Source organism: Serratia sp. A07 (assembly GCF_058725505.1).
On the sequence record NZ_JBZXDO010000025.1, the window covers coordinates 17229 to 37473 of the forward strand.

At 61.4% G+C, this 20245-nt stretch carries 17 protein-coding genes; 10 read left to right on the forward strand and 7 right to left on the reverse strand.

Annotated features, from left to right (window positions below):
- Positions 1–57: 57 nt before the first annotated feature.
- The 3 genes from AC4PR2_RS20470 to AC4PR2_RS20480 all read right to left on the reverse strand — a co-directional run bounded on the left by AC4PR2_RS20470 (position 58) and on the right by AC4PR2_RS20480 (position 1984).
- Positions 58–720: an OmpA family lipoprotein gene (locus AC4PR2_RS20470; protein WP_016929583.1), complete on the reverse strand. Its 663-nt coding sequence runs from the start codon at positions 718–720 to the stop codon at positions 58–60.
- 254 nt (positions 721–974) lie between these two features.
- Positions 975–1421: an N-acetyltransferase gene (locus tag AC4PR2_RS20475; RefSeq protein ID WP_187322747.1), complete on the reverse strand. Its 447-nt coding sequence runs from the start codon at positions 1419–1421 to the stop codon at positions 975–977.
- Positions 1418–1984, reverse strand: coding sequence for a DNA-3-methyladenine glycosylase I (locus AC4PR2_RS20480; protein ID WP_038875986.1), 567 nt, complete (start codon positions 1982–1984; stop codon positions 1418–1420). Before AC4PR2_RS20480 ends, AC4PR2_RS20475 begins: the two co-directional genes overlap by 4 nt.
- 196 nt (positions 1985–2180) lie before the next feature.
- Here AC4PR2_RS20480 and AC4PR2_RS20485 point away from each other — a divergent pair, with 196 nt between their 5' ends.
- From AC4PR2_RS20485 to AC4PR2_RS20515, 7 genes are all read left to right on the forward strand, one after another.
- Positions 2181–4169, forward strand: coding sequence for an autotransporter outer membrane beta-barrel domain-containing protein (locus tag AC4PR2_RS20485; protein WP_070914474.1), 1989 nt, complete (start codon positions 2181–2183; stop codon positions 4167–4169).
- A gap of 746 nt (positions 4170–4915) precedes the next feature.
- On the forward strand, positions 4916–5833 hold the full coding sequence (glyQ, locus tag AC4PR2_RS20490; protein ID WP_004933966.1) for a glycine--tRNA ligase subunit alpha: 918 nt from the start codon (positions 4916–4918) through the stop codon (positions 5831–5833).
- Between the two features lie 9 nt (positions 5834–5842).
- Positions 5843–7912, forward strand: a complete 2070-nt coding sequence (glyS, locus tag AC4PR2_RS20495) for a glycine--tRNA ligase subunit beta (protein WP_038875981.1) — start codon at positions 5843–5845, stop codon at positions 7910–7912.
- Between the two features lie 332 nt (positions 7913–8244).
- The gene (locus AC4PR2_RS20500) at positions 8245–8964 is read left to right on the forward strand and encodes a DUF3053 domain-containing protein (RefSeq protein ID WP_016929578.1); all 720 of its coding nucleotides are present in this window, start codon (positions 8245–8247) and stop codon (positions 8962–8964) included.
- A gap of 540 nt (positions 8965–9504) precedes the next feature.
- Positions 9505–11424, forward strand: a complete 1920-nt coding sequence (locus AC4PR2_RS20505) for a PTS mannitol transporter subunit IICBA (protein ID WP_102985076.1) — start codon at positions 9505–9507, stop codon at positions 11422–11424.
- Positions 11425–11482: 58 nt separating this feature from the next.
- Entirely contained in the window at positions 11483–12628 is a 1146-nt protein-coding gene (locus tag AC4PR2_RS20510) for a mannitol-1-phosphate 5-dehydrogenase (RefSeq protein ID WP_060424325.1), read from the forward strand.
- Positions 12629–12722: 94 nt separating this feature from the next.
- Positions 12723–13274: an MltR family transcriptional regulator gene (locus AC4PR2_RS20515; protein ID WP_016929575.1), complete on the forward strand. Its 552-nt coding sequence runs from the start codon at positions 12723–12725 to the stop codon at positions 13272–13274.
- Here the strand turns inward: AC4PR2_RS20515 and AC4PR2_RS20520 are convergent.
- A complete protein-coding gene (locus tag AC4PR2_RS20520; protein ID WP_492175400.1) occupies positions 13271–13879 on the reverse strand; it encodes a LysE family translocator in 609 nt (202 codons plus the stop codon). The genes AC4PR2_RS20515 and AC4PR2_RS20520 overlap by 4 nt on opposite strands.
- 142 nt (positions 13880–14021) lie before the next feature.
- On the opposite strand from AC4PR2_RS20520, the gene AC4PR2_RS20525 reads away from it, so the two are divergent.
- Both AC4PR2_RS20525 and AC4PR2_RS20530 read left to right on the forward strand, forming a co-directional pair.
- Complete coding sequence (locus AC4PR2_RS20525) at positions 14022–15488, forward strand: aminotransferase-like domain-containing protein (protein ID WP_038875970.1); 1467 nt, start codon at positions 14022–14024, stop codon at positions 15486–15488.
- A 73-nt stretch (positions 15489–15561) separates the two neighbouring features.
- On the forward strand, positions 15562–15924 hold the full coding sequence (locus AC4PR2_RS20530; RefSeq protein WP_004933989.1) for a YibL family ribosome-associated protein: 363 nt from the start codon (positions 15562–15564) through the stop codon (positions 15922–15924).
- Positions 15925–15935: 11 nt separating this feature from the next.
- Here AC4PR2_RS20530 and AC4PR2_RS20535 read toward each other — a convergent pair whose 3' ends face one another.
- Both AC4PR2_RS20535 and yiiM read right to left on the reverse strand, forming a co-directional pair.
- Positions 15936–16715 carry a methyltransferase domain-containing protein gene (locus tag AC4PR2_RS20535; protein ID WP_197803907.1) on the reverse strand — a complete coding sequence of 260 codons (780 nt, stop codon included), beginning with the start codon at positions 16713–16715 and terminating at the stop codon, positions 15936–15938.
- Positions 16716–16817: 102 nt separating this feature from the next.
- On the reverse strand, positions 16818–17489 hold the full coding sequence (gene yiiM / locus AC4PR2_RS20540) for a 6-hydroxyaminopurine reductase (RefSeq protein WP_025304787.1): 672 nt from the start codon (positions 17487–17489) through the stop codon (positions 16818–16820).
- Positions 17490–17620: 131 nt separating this feature from the next.
- On the opposite strand from yiiM, the gene AC4PR2_RS20545 reads away from it, so the two are divergent.
- Entirely contained in the window at positions 17621–18235 is a 615-nt protein-coding gene (locus AC4PR2_RS20545) for a histidine phosphatase family protein (protein ID WP_197803908.1), read from the forward strand.
- Between the two features lie 32 nt (positions 18236–18267).
- On the opposite strand, the gene AC4PR2_RS20550 is transcribed toward AC4PR2_RS20545, so the two are convergent.
- Positions 18268–20196: a methyl-accepting chemotaxis protein gene (locus tag AC4PR2_RS20550; RefSeq protein WP_492175402.1), complete on the reverse strand. Its 1929-nt coding sequence runs from the start codon at positions 20194–20196 to the stop codon at positions 18268–18270.
- Positions 20197–20245: the final 49 nt, after the last annotated feature.

Consider the following 20245-nt stretch of genomic DNA (forward strand, 5'->3'; position numbering starts at 1 on the left):
GGTAAGGAGAAAATCGCAGGGAGGCGGCGGGGCGCCGGTTGCGCGCCCCGCACGGGATTACTGCAGCGGGCTGAGGGTGATCTCGACGCGGCGGTTTTGCGCCTTGCCTTCCGCGGTGCTGTTGGAGGCGATCGGGTTGTCCGGGCCGGCACCGGTGGTGCGGATACGGTTTGCCGCCACGCCCTGGGTGATCAGCGCACTGGCTACGCCGTCGGCGCGCTGCTGCGACAGGTTCATGTTGAGCGAGCGGGAGCCGGTACTGTCGGTGTAGCCGACAACGTTGACCGCGGTTTTCGGGTACTCTTTCAGCACCATGGCGACGCCGGTCAGGGTGTTGGCGCCCGCCGGTTTCAGCGTGGCGCTGCTGCTGTCGAAGGTCACGTTGTTCGGCATGTTCAGCACGATGTTGTCGCCCTGGCGGGTGACGCTGACGCCGGTGCCTTTCATCTTGTCGCGCAGTTTGGCTTCCTGCACGTCCATGTAATAACCTGCGCCACCGCCCAGTGCCGCACCGGCCGCCGCGCCGATCAGCGCGCCCTTGCCGCGATCTTTCTTGGAAGAGGACAGCACGCCGACACCGGCGCCCAATGCGGCCCCGAGGCCTGCGCCGATGCCTGATTTGCCGACTTCGGATTCGCCGGTGTATGGGTTAGTGGTACAGGCCGACAGCGTGAGCGCTACGCTCACTGCGCCGGCAATAATTGCAATGCGTTTTTTCATGTTCTTGTCCTTAATGGCATCAAAATCTGTACGCGCCTGCCCAAAACGGGGGCGCAAAAAATAGGCGACGCAGGTGGGGCGCGCGTCATCGCGCTACTATGACGCGTTGACTCGCCGGCAGTTCCGGAGAAAAACGTGACAAATGATGAGCGCGGGGAAGTGCTGGGGGGAGTTATGCGACAAAACGCCGGGCGGCGCTATGCAGCGGATTCCTAATTGCGCGCATCCGGGGTGCGGATGCGCCTTTTTTAAGCCTAATGGGTTGAATTTTCGACTGCCGACCAGTTCATGATCAGCGTATAGGCCTGGGTTTCTTCATTGAACAGGCGCTGCATCACCTGAAAGCCGTGCTTGTGGTAGAACGCGCAGGCACGCAGGTTCTGCTGGTACACCTCCAGGCTGAGCCGGCGGTAGCGCTGCTGCACGTGCGTCATTAGCGCCTGGGCGATGCCGCGGCCGTGAAACGCCCGATCGACAAACAGCGCGCCGATGAACTGCTCGTCCAGCACGCTGATAAAGCCGACGATCTCGTCGTGATGCCAGCAGGCCCAGCTTTGAGCGCGCGGCAGGTAGTTTTCCCGCACCAGCGCGGCGCTCTCACGCCAGTACTTTTCCGCCACGAACGGATGGGCGGCGATGGTGCTGGGCAGCCACAGCGCCATCAGCCGTTCGATATCCTCCGGTCCACAGGGGCGGATCACCGTGGCTTTGGGTAGCAGATGCACCCCGTCAGATGATCGTTCACCAGCCCGCTGGCCTGCATGAAGGCGTAACAAATGGTGGAGCCGATAAACTTGAAGCCGCGCTTTTTCAGCGCTTTGGACATGGCGTCGGACTGTTCGGTTTTGGCCGGCACCTGGTTCAGCGCCTGCCAGCGATTGAGCTGCGGCCGGCCGCCGACGAAGTCCCAAATGAAAGCGACGAAATCTTCGCCGGCCGCTTCCATCGCCAGATAGGCTTTGGCGTTGGTGATGATGGCTTCTATCTTGCCGCGGTGGCGGATGATGCCGCTGTCCTGCAGCAGGTTTTCCACGTCCTCTGTGGTCATGGCGGCGACACGCTGCGGATCGAAACCGTGGAAAGCGCGACGGTAATTCTCGCGCTTTTTCAGAACGGTGATCCAGGAAAGGCCGGCCTGTTGCCCCTCCAGACACAGCATTTCAAACAGTTCGCGCGCGTCGGTGGTGGGCGCGCCCCATTCCTTGTCGTGATACTCGAGATACAACGGATCGGCCGTCACCCAACCGCAACGTTCGTCTGCCATCCTGACTGTCCTTATGCTGTGTTTATGAACAGTAATCATCGCTCGTAGCGCCGAACTTGGCAAGCCTCTGATTGTTTTGTCATCAGCCCGCTTGACGTGACGAAAAAGCCGACAATAGTTACTACATGGCCGGTGGAAAACCGGTCAACGATAAAAACGACATTGCCTTCATTTGCAGGCTCTCAGGAGTCGATTCATGCCTCTAAAAATAACGTGCATGCCCCGCCCGGCGGCGCTTGCAGTGGCGCTACTTTGCAGTGTGACCCTACCGGCTCAGGCGTACGATCAACTGTACGTCTTTGGCGACAGCCTGAGCGATACCGGCAACAACGGCCGGTTCACCTATGACGGCAACCAGCACTTGTTGTACGACGAAGCGTTGGCGCAACGCATCGGGGCGGCGCTGGTGGCTTCGGACAACGGCGGTGAAAACTACGCCGCCGGCGGCGCCGTGGCGGTGCCGGGCCTGAACCCGGTCGACAACACCCAGGATCAGGTGCAGCGCTATCTGAACCGGGTCAATGGCCAGGCCGACGGCGACGGGCTGTATATTCATTGGATCGGCGGCAACGATCTGGCGGCGGCGGCGCTGAATGCCGCTACCGCGCCCGGCGTGGCCTATAACAGCGCTGCGGCCGCCGCTGCGCAGGTGCATTCGCTGCTGAACGCCGGCGCCGGCACGGTGATCGTGCCAACGGTGCCGAACATCGGCTCCACGCCGCAGCTGATGGAATTGATCATTCAACAGGCGCTGTCGCCGGTGCAGGGGGCGGCGATCCAGGCGGCCTATGCCACGCTTAATTCGGTGGCGACGCCGGACAACGCTTCACGCACGCAGGCGATCCACGCGGCGTTGGCCGCCGCGGCGAAGCAGGGCAGCGCCATTCCTCAGGTGCAGCAGGCGATCGCCGCGCAGCTTATCGCGGCGTATGACAGCCTGAGTGCGCAGGCCGCCCAGCTGACCGATTTCTATAATCAAAGTGAAGACCGTCTGCTGGCGCAGGGCGGCGGCAATATCGTGCGGGTGGACGTCAACAAGCTGTTCGCCGAAGCGATCGCCAATCCGGCGCAGTTCGGCTTCGCCAACACCGCCGGTATGGCTTGCCCGCCGGGCGTTTCCTCGGCGGTTTGCCGTTCCGATATGCCCGGCTTCGACGCCAGCCAGTCCTATCTGTTCTCCGACCATTTCCACCCCAGCCCGCAGGCACACCTGCTGATTGCGGATTATATCCAGGCGGTGTTGGATGGCCCGGCGCAGGTGGTGGCGCTGAATCAGGCGACCGCGGCGATGGCGCGCGACAGCCGCGCCACGCTCGACAGTCGCTTCCAGCAGCTGCGCAATGGCGACAACCCGCAGGGATCGCTGGGCGTGTTCGGCGGTTACGCCGGCCAGCACTACGACTATGCCGATAACCGGGCGGCGGGGGACGGCAATGCCACGACCCACAACCTGACCGTCGGCGTGGACTATCAGCTGACCGACGGTTGGTTAATCGGCGCGTTGATCGCCGGTTCCAACGACGATCAGCATCCTTCCAGCCGCTTTGATTACAAGGCGCGCGGGCTGCTGCTGTCGGCCTTCAGTTCGCTGGCGCTATTCGAGCATGGCTGGGTCAACGCCGATCTGCACTATGCGACGATGGATTATGACGACATCCGCCGCAGCATGCGGCTGGGGCCGCTGACGCGCACCGAAACCGGTTCGACCACCGGCAAGCAGTGGGGCGCGCGCGTGACCGCCGGCTATGACTTCCCGATTACTTCTTACCTGACCACCGGGCCGGTCGCGCAGTTCGCCTGGGATTACAGCCGCGTTTCCGGCTACGGTGAAGATGGCGATGACAGCACCGCCATGCGCTTCAACGATCAAACTTATCACTCGCAGATCGGCGCGCTGGGTTGGCGGCTGGATACGCAATTCGGCGTGTTTAACCCTTATGCGGAAGTGAGTTATCAGCATCAGTTCGGCGACGACGTCTACCGCGCCGGCGGTGGCCTGAAATCGACGCAAACCTCGTTCACCCGCGACAGTGCGGGCCAGGACAAAAACTGGGTGGATGTCACGCTGGGGGCCAACATGCCGTTGACGGACAGGGTATCGGCCTTCGCCACCGTGTCGCAAACCGGCGGGCTGAGCAGCGGCGAGCAGTTTATGTATAACGTCGGCGTCAGCGCGCGTTTTTGAATTGGCCATCGGCGCACTCAACGGCGCAGGAGAAGCCATAAGGGCTGATGAGGAATTTAAGCGGGGGGCGGCCTGGCGTGAATTATGCGGGCCGCAATGACGTTGGCGGAAATACAAAAAAAAAACTGATCCTATGAAAGGATCAGGTAGCCACTTGGCCAACACCAGGGAAAATTTTATTTATTATTGTATAACCAAAGATTAACTGTCAATTTGTTTCTGTGGCCCGTTTGCGCCGTATTTCATCCCTGACCTTCCCTTCATACCCAGAGCCTCGGTCCGCCGTGCGCTATCGCCTTATTTTTCACGTTCATAAGAAATAATCTGGCACTTGATCACATTATCTCTCGGTGAGGGGAGTTTTTTAGTTGATAAAATTAACAAAAATAACATTGGCGCAACTTTATCTTGTGGCAAATATAAGGATATGCGTACGCAAATCAGCCTGAATTTGGCCGGCGAGGGGAGATATCGCGTTCAGCTAATTGCTTATTTAAACGGCGGTGAGTGATATTTTTGTTAAGCTCATCTAATGGATTTGGCGGCGTCACGCCTTTCAGGCCGGCTCGTGGATGGCGAGGGGGCCGGCCGGAGCGCTGTGTCTTCACGCTGCGGCCGACGTGTGAAAATCCAGCGCTTCTCGCCCCGATTCGCACTTGTTGCCGGATTCTGGCTGTATATCTTACGGTCAAAGGGTATACTGGCCCATTCCATCTAAATCCACTTGTATCGCGTGCGAATTCAACATGCAAAAGTTTGATACCAAGACCTTCCAGGGCCTGATCCTGACACTGCAGGATTATTGGGCGCGCCAGGGCTGCACCATCGTTCAACCATTGGACATGGAAGTCGGCGCGGGAACCTCACACCCGATGACGTGCCTGCGCGCACTGGGGCCGGAGCCGATGGCCGCCGCCTATGTGCAGCCATCCCGCCGCCCGACCGACGGCCGCTACGGCGAAAACCCGAACCGTCTCCAGCACTACTACCAGTTCCAGGTGGTGATTAAGCCGTCGCCGGACAACATTCAGGAACTCTACCTGGGCTCGCTGAAAGAGCTGGGTCTGGATCCGACCATTCACGACATTCGCTTCGTGGAAGACAACTGGGAAAACCCGACGCTCGGCGCCTGGGGCCTGGGTTGGGAAGTGTGGCTGAACGGCATGGAAGTGACGCAGTTCACCTACTTCCAGCAGGTCGGCGGCCTGGAGTGCAAGCCGGTGACCGGCGAGATCACCTACGGCCTGGAGCGCCTGGCGATGTACATCCAGGGCGTGGACAGCGTGTACGATCTGGTGTGGAGCAACGGCCCGCTGGGTGTTACCACCTACGGCGACGTGTTCCACCAGAACGAAGTGGAGCAGTCCACCTACAACTTCGAATATGCCGACGTCGACTTCCTGTTCTCCTGCTTCGAGCAGTACGAGAAAGAAGCCCAATCGCTGCTGGCGCTGGAAAAACCGCTGCCGCTGCCGGCCTACGAACGCATCCTGAAGGCGGGCCATACCTTCAACCTGCTGGACGCGCGCAAGGCGATTTCGGTGACCGAGCGTCAACGCTACATTCTGCGCATCCGCACGCTGACCAAAGCCGTTGCCGAAGCCTACTACGCTTCCCGCGAAGCGCTGGGCTTCCCGATGTGCAACAAGAAGAACGAGAACTAAGAGGCAGCCATGACTCAACAGACTTTCCTGGTGGAAATCGGCACGGAAGAGCTGCCGCCGAAGGCGCTTCGTTCCCTTGCGGAATCTTTCGCCGCCAACTTCACCGCCGAGCTGGACAACGCCGGCCTGGAACACGGTGACGTGAGCTGGTTCGCCGCACCGCGCCGCCTGGCGCTGAAAGTGGCCAACCTGAGCGCGGCGCAGGCCGATCGCGAAATTGAAAAACGCGGCCCGGCGATTGCCCAGGCGTTCGACGCCGAGGGCAAACCGAGCAAAGCGGCCGAAGGCTGGGCGCGCGGCTGCGGCATCACCGTCGATCAGGCTGAACGCCTGGTGACCGACAAGGGCGAGTGGTTGATGTACCGCGCCCACGTCAAAGGCCAGTCGGCGCAGCAACTGCTGGCCGGCATGGTCAGCACCGCGCTGGCTAAACTGCCGATCCCGAAACTGATGCGTTGGGGCGACTCCGACGTGCAGTTCGTGCGTCCGGTACATACCGTCACGATGCTGCTGGGCGCCGATCTGATCCCAGGCACCGTGCTGGGCATCGACTCTGCGCGCACCGTGCGCGGCCACCGCTTCATGGGCGAAGCCGAGTTCACCCTCGACAACGCCGACCAATACCCGCAGATCCTGCTGGAGCGCGGCAAAGTGGTCGCCGACTATGAAGCGCGTAAAGCCCTCATCAAGCGCGATGCCGAGCTGGCGGCGCAGAAGATTGGCGGCAAGGCCGATCTGAGCGACAGCCTGCTGGAAGAAGTGGCCTCGCTGGTGGAATGGCCGGTGGTGCTGACCGCCAAATTCGAAGAGAAATTCCTGGCGGTGCCGGCGGAAGCGCTGGTGTACACCATGAAGGGCGACCAGAAGTATTTCCCGGTGTATGACGCCGCGGGCAAACTGCTGCCGAACTTTATCTTCGTGGCCAACATCGAGTCGAAAGACCCGCAGCAGATCATCTCCGGTAACGAGAAGGTGGTGCGTCCGCGCCTGGCCGACGCCGAGTTCTTCTTCAACACCGACCGCAAGAAACGCCTGGAAGACAACCTGCCGCGCCTGGAAACCGTGCTGTTCCAACAGCAGCTGGGCACCCTGCGCGACAAAACCGACCGCATTCAGGCGCTGGCGGGCTGGGTTGCTGGCCAGATTGGCGCCGACGTCAACCACGCCACCCGCGCGGGCCTGCTGTCGAAGTGCGACCTGATGACCAACATGGTGTTCGAATTCACCGATACCCAGGGCGTGATGGGCATGCACTACGCGCGCCACGACGGTGAGGCGGAAGACGTCGCCGTTGCGCTGAACGAGCAGTATCAGCCGCGCTACGCCGGCGATGCGCTGCCGCAGTCGCTGGTGGCCTGTTCCCTGGCGATCGCCGACAAGATGGACACCCTGGCCGGCATCTTCGGCATCGGTCAGCATCCGAAGGGCGATAAAGATCCGTTCGCGCTGCGCCGTGCCGCGCTGGGCGTGCTGCGCATCATCGTCGAGAAAAACCTGCCGCTGGATCTGCAGACCCTGACCGAAGAGGCCGTGCGCCTGTACGGCAGCAAGCTGACCAACGCCAAGGTGGTCGACGAGGTGGTGGAGTTCATGCTGGGCCGCTTCCGCGCCTGGTATCAGGAAGAAGGCCACGCGGTCGATACCATTCAGGCGGTGCTGGCGCGCCGTCCGACCAAGCCGGCCGACTTCGACGCGCGCGTCAAGGCGGTATCCCACTTCCGTACGCTGGAAGCGGCGGCGGCGCTGGCTGCGGCCAACAAACGCGTCTCCAACATTCTGGCCAAGTCTACCGAAACGCTGAACGACAGCGTGCGCGCCTCGGTGCTGAAGGACGCGGCGGAGATCCAGCTGGCGACTCACCTGGTGGTGCTGCGCGACAAACTGCAGCCGTACTTCGCGGCGGGCAACTACCAGGAAGCGCTGGTGGAACTGGCCGCGCTGCGTGAGCCGGTGGATGCGTTCTTCGACAACGTGATGGTAATGGCGGACGATGCGGAAGTGCGCGTAAACCGCCTGACGCTGCTGAGCAAGCTGCGCGAACTGTTCCTGCAGGTGGCGGATATCTCCGTGCTGCAGTAAGCGATTCTCTGCTGTGAAAAGGCGCCTGCGGGCGCCTTTTTTTATTTCCGTTTCCTGGGTGCGAAGGCAAGGTCGCCTGGCGACTTGGGGGGCGACTTGGGGGGCGACTTGGGGGGCGACTTGGGGAAATTGAAGCGTCCGGTCGTCGACGGCAATGAACCTCAGTGCGTTTTGCGCACGATTTTCAACCGCATCCGGCCGGGGCAATGCTCATCGCAAGCGGAATCGCGTATCGGAACGCCGCCAGTTGATCTATTCTTATAGGCGCACGGAGTGCGGAAAAAGGGGCGGAGTCCAATGAAAAAGCAGGTTTATAACAGGAGTTATGTCACATGGCGGTAGGGATCCAGAGCAGAGGTTTCGCGCGTTGGTTGGCACCGGTATTGGCATTGTTGGTGGTCATGCAATTGACCGCCTGCGGCGATAAAGAGCCGGAACAGCGCAAAGCATTTATCGATTACTTACAGAATACCGTGATGCGCAGCGGGGCGAACATCCCCACGCTGAGCGAAGATCAGAAGCAGAAGTTCGGCAACTATGCCGGCGATTACGCGATTTTGGTCGGCTTCTCGCAGCAGCTGTCCAAGTCGGTCGGCGCCAGCCTGACGCCGGCGCTGGATCAGATTAACCAGATCCGCACCGCGCAGGACTATCTGAACAAACGCGATGCGCTGCAGCAATCGGTCGGGGCGTTGAACCTGCTGGGCCAGCAGATCCAGTCCGCCAAGTCACAGGCGGATACCGCCCGCGCGGCGCTGAAGCAGCCCGACGATCTGAAGGCGGTGTATAACCAGGCCTATGACAAGATTGTCACCGCACCGGCCAACGCCCTGATGCCGGCGATCCCGACCACCGCCAGCTTCGTGCAGGATCTGGTGCAGGTTGGCGATTTCCTGCAGAGTCAGGGCAATCAGGTCAGCTTCAACAACAACGGCGTGCAGTTCCGTACCGCGCAGCAGGTGGCGCAGTACAACACCATGATGTCGAATCTGGTGGCCAAACAGCAGAACCTGGTAAACGCGCAGAAAGCCATTCAAAGCGTGACGCAATAACGCCTCCACGCACGCAGCAGGCCGGCATTGCCGGCCTGTTTTATTTCCCCTCAGCGTTTCCAATAGCTTGCTGGTTTATTGCGCAGGCTTCTGTACTACACTTCAATTAATCCATTCATTCGGCAATGTAGTTTTCTTTCATTCATCACTTCGCTAGTTCCCGGCGGGATGAGTGCTTACAGGGAAGATCAAACAGAGCGTCGCGATCGGGCGCTGCAGCCAAAAATAAATTGTGATGTTTGTCACAATTTAAAAACAAACCACCAAGTTAAAAATGTGACAAATATCACGTTATTACGGGTTTCAAGGCGGTTTTTTTCTCACTGTGCTTTTTTTACACGCCATAAATGTGATCTTTGTCACTATAAAGGGTGGTTTGTTGGGGTGTTGTATGTGATTTGTATCACAAAAAATCCGTGAAGTTCGCGTGACAAAAACAGCGTGATAGAGTCCGTTTCGCATACAGCGGCAACACGGCTGGATCGTCACAACAATAATCACGCGCTCTATTGTCAGCGCGTAACAATAGGGGTGTGTTTTATGTTTTCACCAGACATCAAGGTCAAAGTACAAAACTTTGGCCGCTTCCTGAGCAACATGGTGATGCCCAACATCGGCGCCTTTATCGCCTGGGGGATTATCACCGCGCTATTCATTCCAACCGGCTGGCTGCCGAATGAAACCTTAGCCAAGCTGGTCGGCCCGATGATCACCTACCTGCTGCCGCTGCTGATCGGTTATACCGGCGGGCGGCTGGTGGGCGGCGATCGCGGCGGCGTCGTCGGCGCCATCACCACCATGGGCGTCATCGTTGGCGCCGACATGCCGATGTTCCTCGGCGCGATGATCGCCGGCCCGCTGGGCGGCTGGGCTATCAAGCACTTTGACCGCTGGGTGGACGGCAAGATCAAAAGCGGCTTTGAAATGCTGGTGAACAACTTCTCCGCCGGCATCATCGGCATGCTGCTGGCGATCCTGGCCTTCCTCGGCATCGGGCCGCTGGTGGAGGTGCTCTCCAAGCTGCTGGCGGCGGGCGTACACGTCATGGTGACGAACAACCTGCTGCCATTGGCGTCCATCTTCGTTGAACCGGCGAAAATCCTGTTCCTGAATAACGCCATCAACCACGGCATCTTCTCGCCGCTGGGTATCCAGCAGGCTACGGAAGCCGGTAAGTCGGTGTTCTTCCTGATTGAAGCCAACCCAGGCCCGGGCATGGGCGTACTGATGGCCTACATGTTCTTCGGCCGCGGCAGCGCCAAGCAATCCGCCGGCGGTGCGGCAATCATTCACTTCCTGGGCGGCATCCACGAAATCTACTTCCCTTACGTGCTGATGAACCCACGCCTGCTGCTGGCGGTGATCCTGGGCGGCATGACCGGCGTCTTCACCCTGACGATGCTGAACGGCGGCCTGGTTTCTCCGGCTTCTCCGGGTTCGATCCTGGCGGTGCTGGCGATGACGCCGAAAGGCGCCTACTTCGCCAACATTGCGGCGGTGTGCGCAGCCTTTGCCGTCTCCTTCGTGGTGTCCGCTTTCCTGCTGAAAACCTCCAAGGTGAAAGAGGATGACGATCTGGAAGCCGCAACCCGTCGCATGCAAGAGATGAAATCGCAGTCCAAAGGCGGCGCAGCGGCGTCGGCATCGGTCGACGGCGATCTGAGCACCGTGCGCAAAATCATCGTTGCCTGCGATGCGGGCATGGGCTCCAGCGCCATGGGCGCCGGGGTGCTGCGCAAGAAAGTGGCCGACGCCGGGCTGAAGAACATCTCGGTGACCAACAGCGCCATCAACAGCCTGCCGGACGACGTGGATCTGGTGATCACCCACCGCGATCTGACCGAGCGCGCGATGCGCCACGCGCCGCAGGCCCAGCACATCTCTCTGACCAACTTCCTCGACAGCAAGCTGTACAGCGATCTGGTCGACCGTTTGGTGGCGGTCAACAAAACCAGCGACAACCAGCAGAAGGTGCTGGGCGCGCTGGACGACAGCTTCGAAGCCGGTGAGCCGAACCTGTTCAAGCTGAGCGAGAGCAACGTGTTCCTCAACCTGCAGGCCAGCGACAAAGAGCAGGCGATCCGCTTCGCCGGCGAGCAGCTGGTGAAAGGCGGCTACGTCGAGGCGGAGTACGTGCCGGCGATGCTGGAGCGCGAGAAACTCACCTCCACCTACCTGGGCGAGTCGATCGCCGTGCCGCACGGCACCATCGAGGCCAAAGACCGGGTGCTGCGCACCGGCGTGGTGTTCTGCCAGTACCCGCAGGGCGTGCGCTTCGGCGAGGAAGAGGATGAAGTGGCCCGCCTGGTGATCGGCATCGCCGCGCGCAACAACGAGCATATCCAGGTGATCACCAGCCTGACCAACGCGCTGGATGACGAGAGCGTGATCGAGCGGCTGGCGAATACCACCAGCGTGCAGGAAGTGCTGGACCTGCTCGGCGGCAAAAAAGCCGGATAACAGAATCATTTTAAAGGGTGCAGCTTGCTGCACCCTTCGACATTAAGAAGGTAGAGATATGAAAGCATTACATTTTGGCGCAGGGAACATCGGCCGCGGTTTTATCGGCAAGCTGCTGGCGGACGCAGGGGTTGAGCTGACCTTCGCCGACGTCAATCAAACGGTGCTGGATTTGCTGAACAGCCGTAAAAGCTACGCGGTGCACGTGGTGGGCGAGCAAGAACGCGTGGAGAACGTCAACAACGTCAGCGCCGTCAACAGCGGCAGCGAGGCGGCGGTGGCGCTGATCGCTGAGGCGGATCTGGTGACCACCGCTGTTGGCCCGCAAATTCTCGGTAAAATCGCCGGCACGATCGCTAAAGGGCTGGTGCTGCGTCATCAGCAGGGCAATGTGCAGCCGCTGAACATCATCGCCTGCGAGAACATGGTGCGCGGCACCAGCCAGCTGAAACAGCATGTGTTCGCCGCGCTGCCGCAGGACGAGCAGGCATGGGTTGAGCAGCACGTCGGCTTCGTCGATTCGGCGGTCGACCGCATCGTGCCGCCGGCGGACAGCAGCGATCCGCTGGAAGTGACGGTGGAAACCTTCAGCGAATGGATCGTCGATCAGACCCAGTTCAAAGGCCAGCCTCCGGCGATCGCCGGCATGGAGCTGACCGACAACCTGATGGCGTTCGTCGAGCGCAAGCTGTTCACCCTCAATACCGGTCACGCCATCACCGCCTACCTCGGCCAACAGGCCGGGCTGCAAACCATTCGTGACGCCATTCTCGACCCGGCGATCCGCCGCGTGGTGAAAGGGGCGATGGAAGAGAGCGGCGCGGTGCTGATCAAGCGCTACGGCTTCGACGCCGACAAGCACGCCGCCTACATCAACAAAATCCTCGGCCGCTTCGAAAACCCGTATCTGCACGACGACGTCGAGCGCGTGGGCCGCCAGCCGCTGCGCAAACTGAGCGCCGGCGATCGCCTGATCAAACCGCTGCTGGGCACGCTGGAATACGGCCTGCCGCACGCCAACCTGATCCAGGGCATCGCCGCCGCCATGAGCTACCGCAGCGAACAGGATCCGCAGGCGCTGGAATTGGCGGAATTGCTGAACACGCTCGGGCCGAAAGCCGCGCTGGCGCAAATTTCCGGCCTGCCGGCGGAAAGCGAGGTTGTAGAAGAGGCCGTTGCTGTGTATAACGCCATGCACAAGTAGAATCGTGATGATGAACACCCGAGCGCAGCTTGCTGCGCTCCTGCAACCCGAGTTCGGCATCGACGGCCCTCCCCACGCCTTTCGAAAAGCGACGATGGAAGAAGCACAGGCATTTGAAAACCAGGTTCTGGAAAAGCTGAACGCGGGCAAAACGGTGCGCAGCTTCCTGATCGCGGCGGTAGAGCTGCTGGCGGAAGCGCTCAACGTGCTGGTGGTGCAGGTATTCCGCAAGGATGACTACGCGGTGAAATATGCCGTCGAACCGCTATTGTCCGGCAGCGGCCCGCTCGGGGAGCTGTCGGTGCGCCTGAAGCTGATGTACGGGCTGGGGGTGATCTCCCGCCACGAATATGAAGACGCCGAGCTGCTGATGGCGATGCGCGAAGAGCTGAACCACGACGGCTCGGAATACCGCTTCGTCGACGACGAAATCCTCGGGCCCTTCGGCGAGCTGCACTGCGTGGCCGCGCTGCCGCCGGTGCCGACCTTCCTGCAGCCGGGCGAAGCGGATGAAGCGCTGATCGCCATGCAGCGCCAGCGCTATCAGCAGATGGTGCGCTCCACCATGGTGCTGTCCATTACCGATCTGATCGCCGGCATCGGCGCCAAACAACCTTCCCGACTCTCTCCTCTCGGCCGCGGCTAAGCAAAGGCCGCGCGCCACTCGTCGAACAACAACCACAGCGCGGTGGCGGCCATCAGGCCGGACATCACGCCGTTGAAGGCGCGCAGTTTCCAGGTGACCCGCAGCGCGTTGCGCAACCGGTCGCCCAGCACCGCCCACAGCAGCACGCACGGCAGGTTCAGCAGCGCGAAGCCGGCGATGACCGACAGCGTATGGACAAAGGTGGCGCCTTCGCGCGGGGTGAACAGGATCGCCACGTTGATCACCATCAGCCAGGCCTTGGGGTTGACCGCCTGAAACAGCGCGCCATTGAGCAGGCTCATCGGCTGCGCCTGCTCTTTGGCGTCCGGCGAGGCCGCCTGGAACAGTTTCCACGACAGCCACAGCAGGTAGGCGCAGCCGATCACCGCCAGCGGGAGGCGGATGATGCCGGCCCAGCTCAGCGCCAGCGCCAGCAGCGGGATAATGATCGCCAGCTGCACCGCACAACCGACGCAGATGCCAAACAGCATCGGCAGGGTGCGGCGCAGGCCGAAGTTGACGCCCGACGAGGCCAGCAGCAGGTTGTTGGGGCCGGGGGTAATCGACATGACGGTGACGTAGCTGACAAAGGCGGAGTCCAGCATGGCAGGTTCCTTGAAAATGGCGGTAATCACGAGAGGATCAGCATAATCGCTGCGATGGGATGGTGACAGAACCACAAATCAGATATTGTCATGGTTACAGTTGTGAAAAATGTGAACTGTACCCATTGCCTGGAGAGAAATTGTGACCCTGCTCGATGAAACCCCGGACACCCGTTACCTGCAGCTGGCGGATACGCTGGCCGAGGCCATTCGCCGCGGCACGCTGCGGCCCGGCGACCGCCTGCCGTCGGTGCGGCGCTGTGCGCAAACTCATCGCGTCAGCATCAATACGGTAGTGTCGGCTTACCGCACGCTGGAGGATCGCGGGCTGATCGAAGCGCGGCCGCAGTCGGGGTTTTATGTTCGCAGCACGCTGCCGGCGCTGAAGATGGCCTCGGCGCCCAGCGGGCGCATTGAACCGCCGGCGGACGACGTGCTGGCGCTGATCGACACCGTGTTTGCCGCCCAGCAAAACCCGGCTTTCACCAACATTGCGCTGGCCTGCCCGCAGACCAGCGATTTTTATCCCGGCGGCAAGCTGGGGCGCATGTTGTCCTCTCAGCTGCGCCGCCAGCCGGATCTGATCGGGCAGTACCCGTTGCCGCCCGGCAGCCTGCGGCTGCGTCAGCAGATCGCCCGCCGCTCGATGACGCTGGGCATGCTGCTGGAGCCGGGCGACGTGGTGCTGACCCACGGCTGCATGGAAGCGCTGCAGCTGGCGCTGCGCGTCACCACCAAACCGGGTGACTGCGTCGGGCTGGAGTCGCCAACCTATTTCTATCTGCTGCCGCTGCTGGCCAGCCTGGGGCTGAAAGCGCTGGAAATCCCCACCGATCCGCAGCTGGGGCTGTCGCTGGACGCGCTGGAACTGCTATTGAACGAGAAGCGGCTGAACGCGGTGATCGCCATGCCGACGGTGCAAAACCCGCTGGGCTGCACTATGCCGCTGGCGGCGAAAAAGCGGCTGGCGCGGCTGATGAACGATCATCAGGTGCCGTTGATTGAAGACGGGCTGTATGCCGAGATCCAGTTCGGCGGCGCGCTGTCGCCGGCGGTGAAGGCGTTCGATCGCGACGGCTGGGTGCTGTTTTGCTCCAGTTTTACCAAAACGCTGGCGCCGGACTTTCGCGTCGGCTGGATCTGCGGCGGCCGTTTCCACGAGGCGTTGCGCAAGCTGAAGGCGGTGTCATCGATGTCCGAGTCGCAGCTGCTGTCGGAAACGCTGGCGACCTTCCTGGAGAGCGGCGGCTACGATCACCATTTGCGCAACCTGCGCAAGCGTTATGCGGCGCAGGTGGACGAGGCGCGGGCGCTGATCGCCCGGCATTTCCCGCGTGGCACGCTGGCCACGCAGCCGGCGGGCGGGTTCGTGTTTTGGGTCGAATTTCCCCCCGGTGTGGACAGCGTGGCGCTGTTCCATCAGCTGCTGGAGGAGCAGATTTGTTTGACGCCGGGCACCCTGTATTCCCCGAGCGGGCGCTACCGCAACGCGCTGCGGCTCTCCTGCTGCTACCCGTTCAACGCGCGCTACACCCAGGCGTTGGCCCGGCTCGGCGCCAGGGCCTGCGAGATGAGCGGCCTGCCGCCCGGCATTGCGCAAGACGGGTAACGGCGCGCGCCTTTTGCTACAATGCCGGTATCATTGATTAGCGTGCCATTTTGGGCACAACGGGCCAGAGACCATGAAAGAGAAAGAAAAGGCAGAGATCAAGCGCCTGAGCGACCTGCTGGACGCCTTGAACCACAAAGACGCCACCGTGATCCAACAGGGCAACCCTGAGTTGATCGCGCAGCACACCAAAGAGAAAGAGAAACTGGCGACGGAGATCGAACGCCTGAAAAACGTGCGCGGCGAGAAGCTGAGCGCCGAAGCGCAGAAGCTGAGCAAGCTGCCGTTCAGCCGCGAGATCACCAAGAAAGAGCAGGCCGATATGGGTGCGCTGAAGAAGAGCGCGCGCGGGCTGATCGTGGTGCACCCGATGACCGCGCTGGGCCGCGAGATGGGCCTGAAAGCGGTCACCGGTTACGCCAAGAAAGCGTTCTGAACCCCCGGGCGTCAGACCTTGGTGGTGAAATACGCCTTGGTCTGATAGGGCACGGTGACCGTGTCCTGGCCCCGCAGTTCCTCTTCTTCCGCCACCAGCTGGCGCAACTGCTCGATAACCTGCTCCTGTTGCGGCTGCGGCAGCGCGGCGATAAAGCTGGTTGAACGCACCCGGTTGTAAATTACGTCCTCCATCGCGCCGCGGTGGCCCAGCATAAACACCTGCTCCTGCAGCGGTTCAAAGCCTTTGAACGGGAAGAACTTGCGCCATTCGCCGGTATAGAAACGCGGCGCATCGCCTTCGTGGCTATCGACGATCTGATTCAATTTACGCACCCAACCGACGCGCGCATCGCGCATGTTCCACACCAGACCGAGTTTGCCGCCGGACTTGAGGATGCGCTGGATTTCCGCCAGCGCCTGCGGCGTGGCGAACCAGTGGAAGGATTGGGCGCAGACCACCGCATCGACCGACTCGTCCGGCAACGGGATCGCCTCGGCGGTGCCCGCCAGCGTTTTCACCTGCGGCAGCGCCGCCGACAGTTTTTCCAGCATTTGCGGCACCGGTTCGACGGCGATCACCTGCGCGCCGGTTTCCAGCAGGCGCGGGGTAAACTTGCCGGTACCGGCGCCGAGATCGATGACCGTCATGCCGGCGTGCAGGCCGATAGTTTCACGCAGCCAGACGGCGATTTCCGGCGGGTAATCCGGCCGGCCTTTCACATAGCGATCGGCGTTGGCCTGATAGCCTTCGGCGGCGGCGTGATGAATCGAATGGATCGGGGTGGTCATTACCTGGCTCCTGGCTGAAAAAACGTGCGGCTACAGTATAGGCGGAAGAATAGGGTTAACGCGGCATTCGGCGCACGTTTTTCATCTTTTCCGCCCGCAATTTCAACGGCCGAGCAGGCGGCGGTTGAAGTCCTCGAGGCGCCCTTCGGCAAGCCGCGTGAGCATGGTTTTGCTCCAGCTGGCGGAGAGGCCGGCCACCGCCAACAGGCGGCGATACTGTTCCGCGTCGAACGGCATGTGCCAGGCGATGGCGATGGCTTCGGCGACCGACACGTCGCTGTTGCGCGCCGCCAGCTCCAGCGGACGATCGCCGCTGACCGCGCCGGGCGACACCACCCGATACAGCCAGCCGCAGCGGCCGCTTTGCTGCATCAGCACCGAAATGTCCTCGATGGCGAAGTGATAATTGAGCTTGAAGCACGGCGAGCGCGGCTGGGTGACTTGGATCAGCGCTTCGCCCCAGCGGAAGATGTCGCCCATAAACACATTGTGTTCGGTCAGTCCTTCGGTGGAGATATTCTCGCCGAAGGCCGGGGCGCAAAACTGCTCGGCCTGCGCCGGAAACTGTTCGCGCCAGTGGGCATAATGCTCGCGCGGGTAGTGGCACAGCGCGCGATCCGGCCCGCCGTGGTAGCTTTTCTCGGCTTGCTCGTCGCCTTCCAGGCCGAGCGGCGTGAGCCGGATGGCGCCATCCACCTGGCGTTTGGCGATGGCGCTGGGGCGCCCGCCTTCATAGGGTTGAATATTGCCGATGTAAACGTCTGGGTGATGCATGTGCGCCTCCGTGTCTCGCGTCGAGGGCTCAGCATAGCCTGAGACGATGTCGTAAACTACTCGGCATTTACCTGTACGGAAGGATGTGTTTTTCCTGTCTATAGTTAGGCCTTTATCGTCGAGAAAGAACCATGCGTTTCATTGTATTGAGGCATGCGGAATCAGAATGGAACCGCTCAGGAATTATTCAGGGGCGAAGTGACAGTCCGCTGACAGAGGAGGGACAACGTCAAATCGCGGCGCTTGGCGCTAGGTTGCAGATGTTATCGCTCACTTTGCTGGTCAGTTCACCGGCCGGTCGGGCTTGTGTGACGGCGGAGAAGTTGGCGCAGATATGTGGCTGTACTGTGCAAATGGACGAACGCTTGCAGGAGCAAGATTTTGGCAAGCTGGAAGGGTTATCTTATGCGCAGGCCATGCGCGTTTATCCTGAAGCGACGCAGTGCCTCTTTGCCGGTAAGGCAGAGGCGTCGGCTCGGGGAGGGGAGAATGCTTATGAGGTTGCCTGGCGCCTGATGGCTTGTCTGTCCGATCTGGCTGTCGATGGACAAAATCAAACGCTTGGTGTTGTTACGCACGGCCATGCTCTGCAGGCACTGATTTGGTGGCTTAAAGGGGCCGACCCGCAGGAGGACCTCCGCAGATACGGTCATCGCAATTGCGGCTACGCAATGCTTGATGCGACCGCCTCTGGTTTTAATTTGTTGAATTGGGGAGTCGCGACCCACCTGTTGCCACAAAGATAGGGCGAGGAACAGATGTTCCTCGCTTGAGGGCATCAGAAGGTGGTCCAGTTCTCTTCCGCTGCGGCGTTGGCGGCCGCGGGTTTTACCGCCGGCGCTTTCGGCGCGGCGGCTTTCACGGCGGCGGGTTCGGTCTGCTCCGCCAAACGGAACACCGAGACGCTCTGCAGCAGCATGTCGGCCTGTTCTTCCAGCGAATCGGCGGCGGCGGCGGACTCTTCCACCAGCGCGGCGTTCTGCTGGGTGGTGTGGTCCATCTCGACGATCGCCTGGCCAATCTGGGCGATGCCGCGCGTCTGCTCATCGGAGGCGGCGGCGATCTCGGCCATGATGTCGCGCACGTGGGTGACCGAGCGGACGATCTGTTCCATGGTGTTGCCGGTGCTTTCCACCAGTTCGGTGCCGGTTTTCACCCGGCTGACCGATTCGGCGATCAGCCCTTCGATCTCCTTGGCCGCCTGGGCGCTGCGGCTCGCCAGGCTGCGCACTTCGCTGGCAACCACCGAGAAGCCCCGACCCTGTTCGCCGGCGCGCGCCGCTTCTACCGCGGCGTTGAGCGCCAGGATGTTGGTCTGGAAGGCAATGCCGTTGATCAGGGTGGTAATTTCGGCGATACGCTGCGAACTGCTGGAGATATCGCGCATGGTGCTGACCACGTTTTCCACCAGCTTGCCGCCCTGCTGCGCGGTCTGCGAGGCATCGGTGGCCAGCTGATTGGCGTGATGGGCGTTGTCGGCGTTCTGTTTCACCGTGGCGGTCAGCTGTTCCATGCTGGCGGCGGTTTCCTCGACCGCCGCCGCCTGCTGCTCGGTGCGGGAAGAGAGATCGGTGTTGCCGGCGGCGATTTCCGCAGAGGCGGTAGAAACCTGGCTGACCCCCATCTGGATCTTCTCAATCATGGTGCGCAGGTTTTGGCTCATGGCCGCCACCGCGTTCAGCAACTGCCCCAGCTCGTCGCGGCGGGTGCTGGTCTGCGCCTGGCGCAGGTCACCGCCGGCGATGCGTTCCGCCATCGCCAGCGTACTGTGCAGCGGACGGGTGATCTGCAGCGTGATGCGCCAGGCGATAAGCACCCCGGCGATGATGGCGATCAGGGTGGTGATGCCCATTTGCAGCTGCGCCAGATTGATGTTGTTGCGCGTCTGCACCAGCTCGTCCTGCATAAAGGCGTTGACCAGCATGCCGATCGCTTGCGCGCGTTCGCCGAGCTGCCGGCTGATCTGCTGCTCGTGCTCATAGGCCGGCAGGTAAGCCGCGATGCGGTTTTTGTAATCGTCCAGGGCGGCTAGCAGCGGCTGCAGCTGCGGGCGCTGCGCGTCGCTCACCCTGCGGCTCAGGGCGTTGGCCGCGTCGCGCGCGTCGTCGATGGCCGCCATCAGCGGGGCTTCGGTTTCCTTGTTCAGGCTCAGCAGCAGGCCGCGCGCGCCGTAGCGCACCTGGGTCAGCTTCTGGTTCAGCTGGATGAAGGCCAGCTGCAGATCGCCGTTGGTCAGCTGGCGTTCCACCTGGCTCAGGCTGGCCTGCACTTCCGACATGTTCCAGCTCTGGCGCACCGCGTCTTTCGCCGTGACCGCCTGCTCAAAGACTTTTTGCTGCTGTTGATATTCCCCGATCAGCGTCACCAGACGCAGCAGATCCTTGCGGCTTTGGGCGTCCCAGTCCAGCGCCTGCCCCTGGTCTATCAGTTTGACGGCGTTCTCAATATTGGCGCGGTTGTTCTGAATGTACTCCGGCCGGTAGGTCTGGCCGTACATGGCGCGATTGTATTTGGCCTGGTTGATCTCCTCGTTCAGCCGGTTGCTGAAGTCGATGCGATCGGCGCGGGATTCGATGATGTGCAGATATTGCGCCCCGGTGCCGGCGATGACGACCGCCAACAGCAGCAACAGCGCGAAGCCGAGACCGAGCTTTTTACCTACGGTGAGATGAGTGAACTTTCCTGCCAATGCTTGCAATGCCGCCATAGCGTTTTTCCTTCTCCGGGCGAACGTCAATTGAACAAACCATCGGCAA

Excerpts from the sequence above, each read along its gene's own strand:
- AC4PR2_RS20470 (WP_016929583.1), bottom strand. The coding sequence starts at position 720 with ATGAAAAAACGCATTGCAATTATTGCCGGCGCAGTGAGCGTAGCGCTC.
- AC4PR2_RS20480 (WP_038875986.1), bottom strand. The coding sequence starts at position 1,984 with ATGGCAGACGAACGTTGCGGTTGGGTGACGGCCGATCCGTTGTATCTC.
- AC4PR2_RS20485 (WP_070914474.1), top strand. The coding sequence starts at position 2,181 with ATGCCTCTAAAAATAACGTGCATGCCCCGCCCGGCGGCGCTTGCAGTG.
- glyQ (WP_004933966.1), top strand. The coding sequence starts at position 4,916 with ATGCAAAAGTTTGATACCAAGACCTTCCAGGGCCTGATCCTGACACTG.
- glyS (WP_038875981.1), top strand. The coding sequence starts at position 5,843 with ATGACTCAACAGACTTTCCTGGTGGAAATCGGCACGGAAGAGCTGCCG.
- AC4PR2_RS20500 (WP_016929578.1), top strand. The coding sequence starts at position 8,245 with ATGGCGGTAGGGATCCAGAGCAGAGGTTTCGCGCGTTGGTTGGCACCG.
- AC4PR2_RS20505 (WP_102985076.1), top strand. The coding sequence starts at position 9,505 with ATGTTTTCACCAGACATCAAGGTCAAAGTACAAAACTTTGGCCGCTTC.
- AC4PR2_RS20510 (WP_060424325.1), top strand. The coding sequence starts at position 11,483 with ATGAAAGCATTACATTTTGGCGCAGGGAACATCGGCCGCGGTTTTATC.
- AC4PR2_RS20515 (WP_016929575.1), top strand. The coding sequence starts at position 12,723 with ATGGAAGAAGCACAGGCATTTGAAAACCAGGTTCTGGAAAAGCTGAAC.
- AC4PR2_RS20520 (WP_492175400.1), bottom strand. The coding sequence starts at position 13,879 with ATGCTGGACTCCGCCTTTGTCAGCTACGTCACCGTCATGTCGATTACC.
- AC4PR2_RS20530 (WP_004933989.1), top strand. The coding sequence starts at position 15,562 with ATGAAAGAGAAAGAAAAGGCAGAGATCAAGCGCCTGAGCGACCTGCTG.
- AC4PR2_RS20535 (WP_197803907.1), bottom strand. The coding sequence starts at position 16,715 with ATGACCACCCCGATCCATTCGATTCATCACGCCGCCGCCGAAGGCTAT.
- yiiM (WP_025304787.1), bottom strand. The coding sequence starts at position 17,489 with ATGCATCACCCAGACGTTTACATCGGCAATATTCAACCCTATGAAGGC.
- AC4PR2_RS20545 (WP_197803908.1), top strand. The coding sequence starts at position 17,621 with ATGCGTTTCATTGTATTGAGGCATGCGGAATCAGAATGGAACCGCTCA.
- AC4PR2_RS20550 (WP_492175402.1), bottom strand. The coding sequence starts at position 20,196 with ATGGCGGCATTGCAAGCATTGGCAGGAAAGTTCACTCATCTCACCGTA.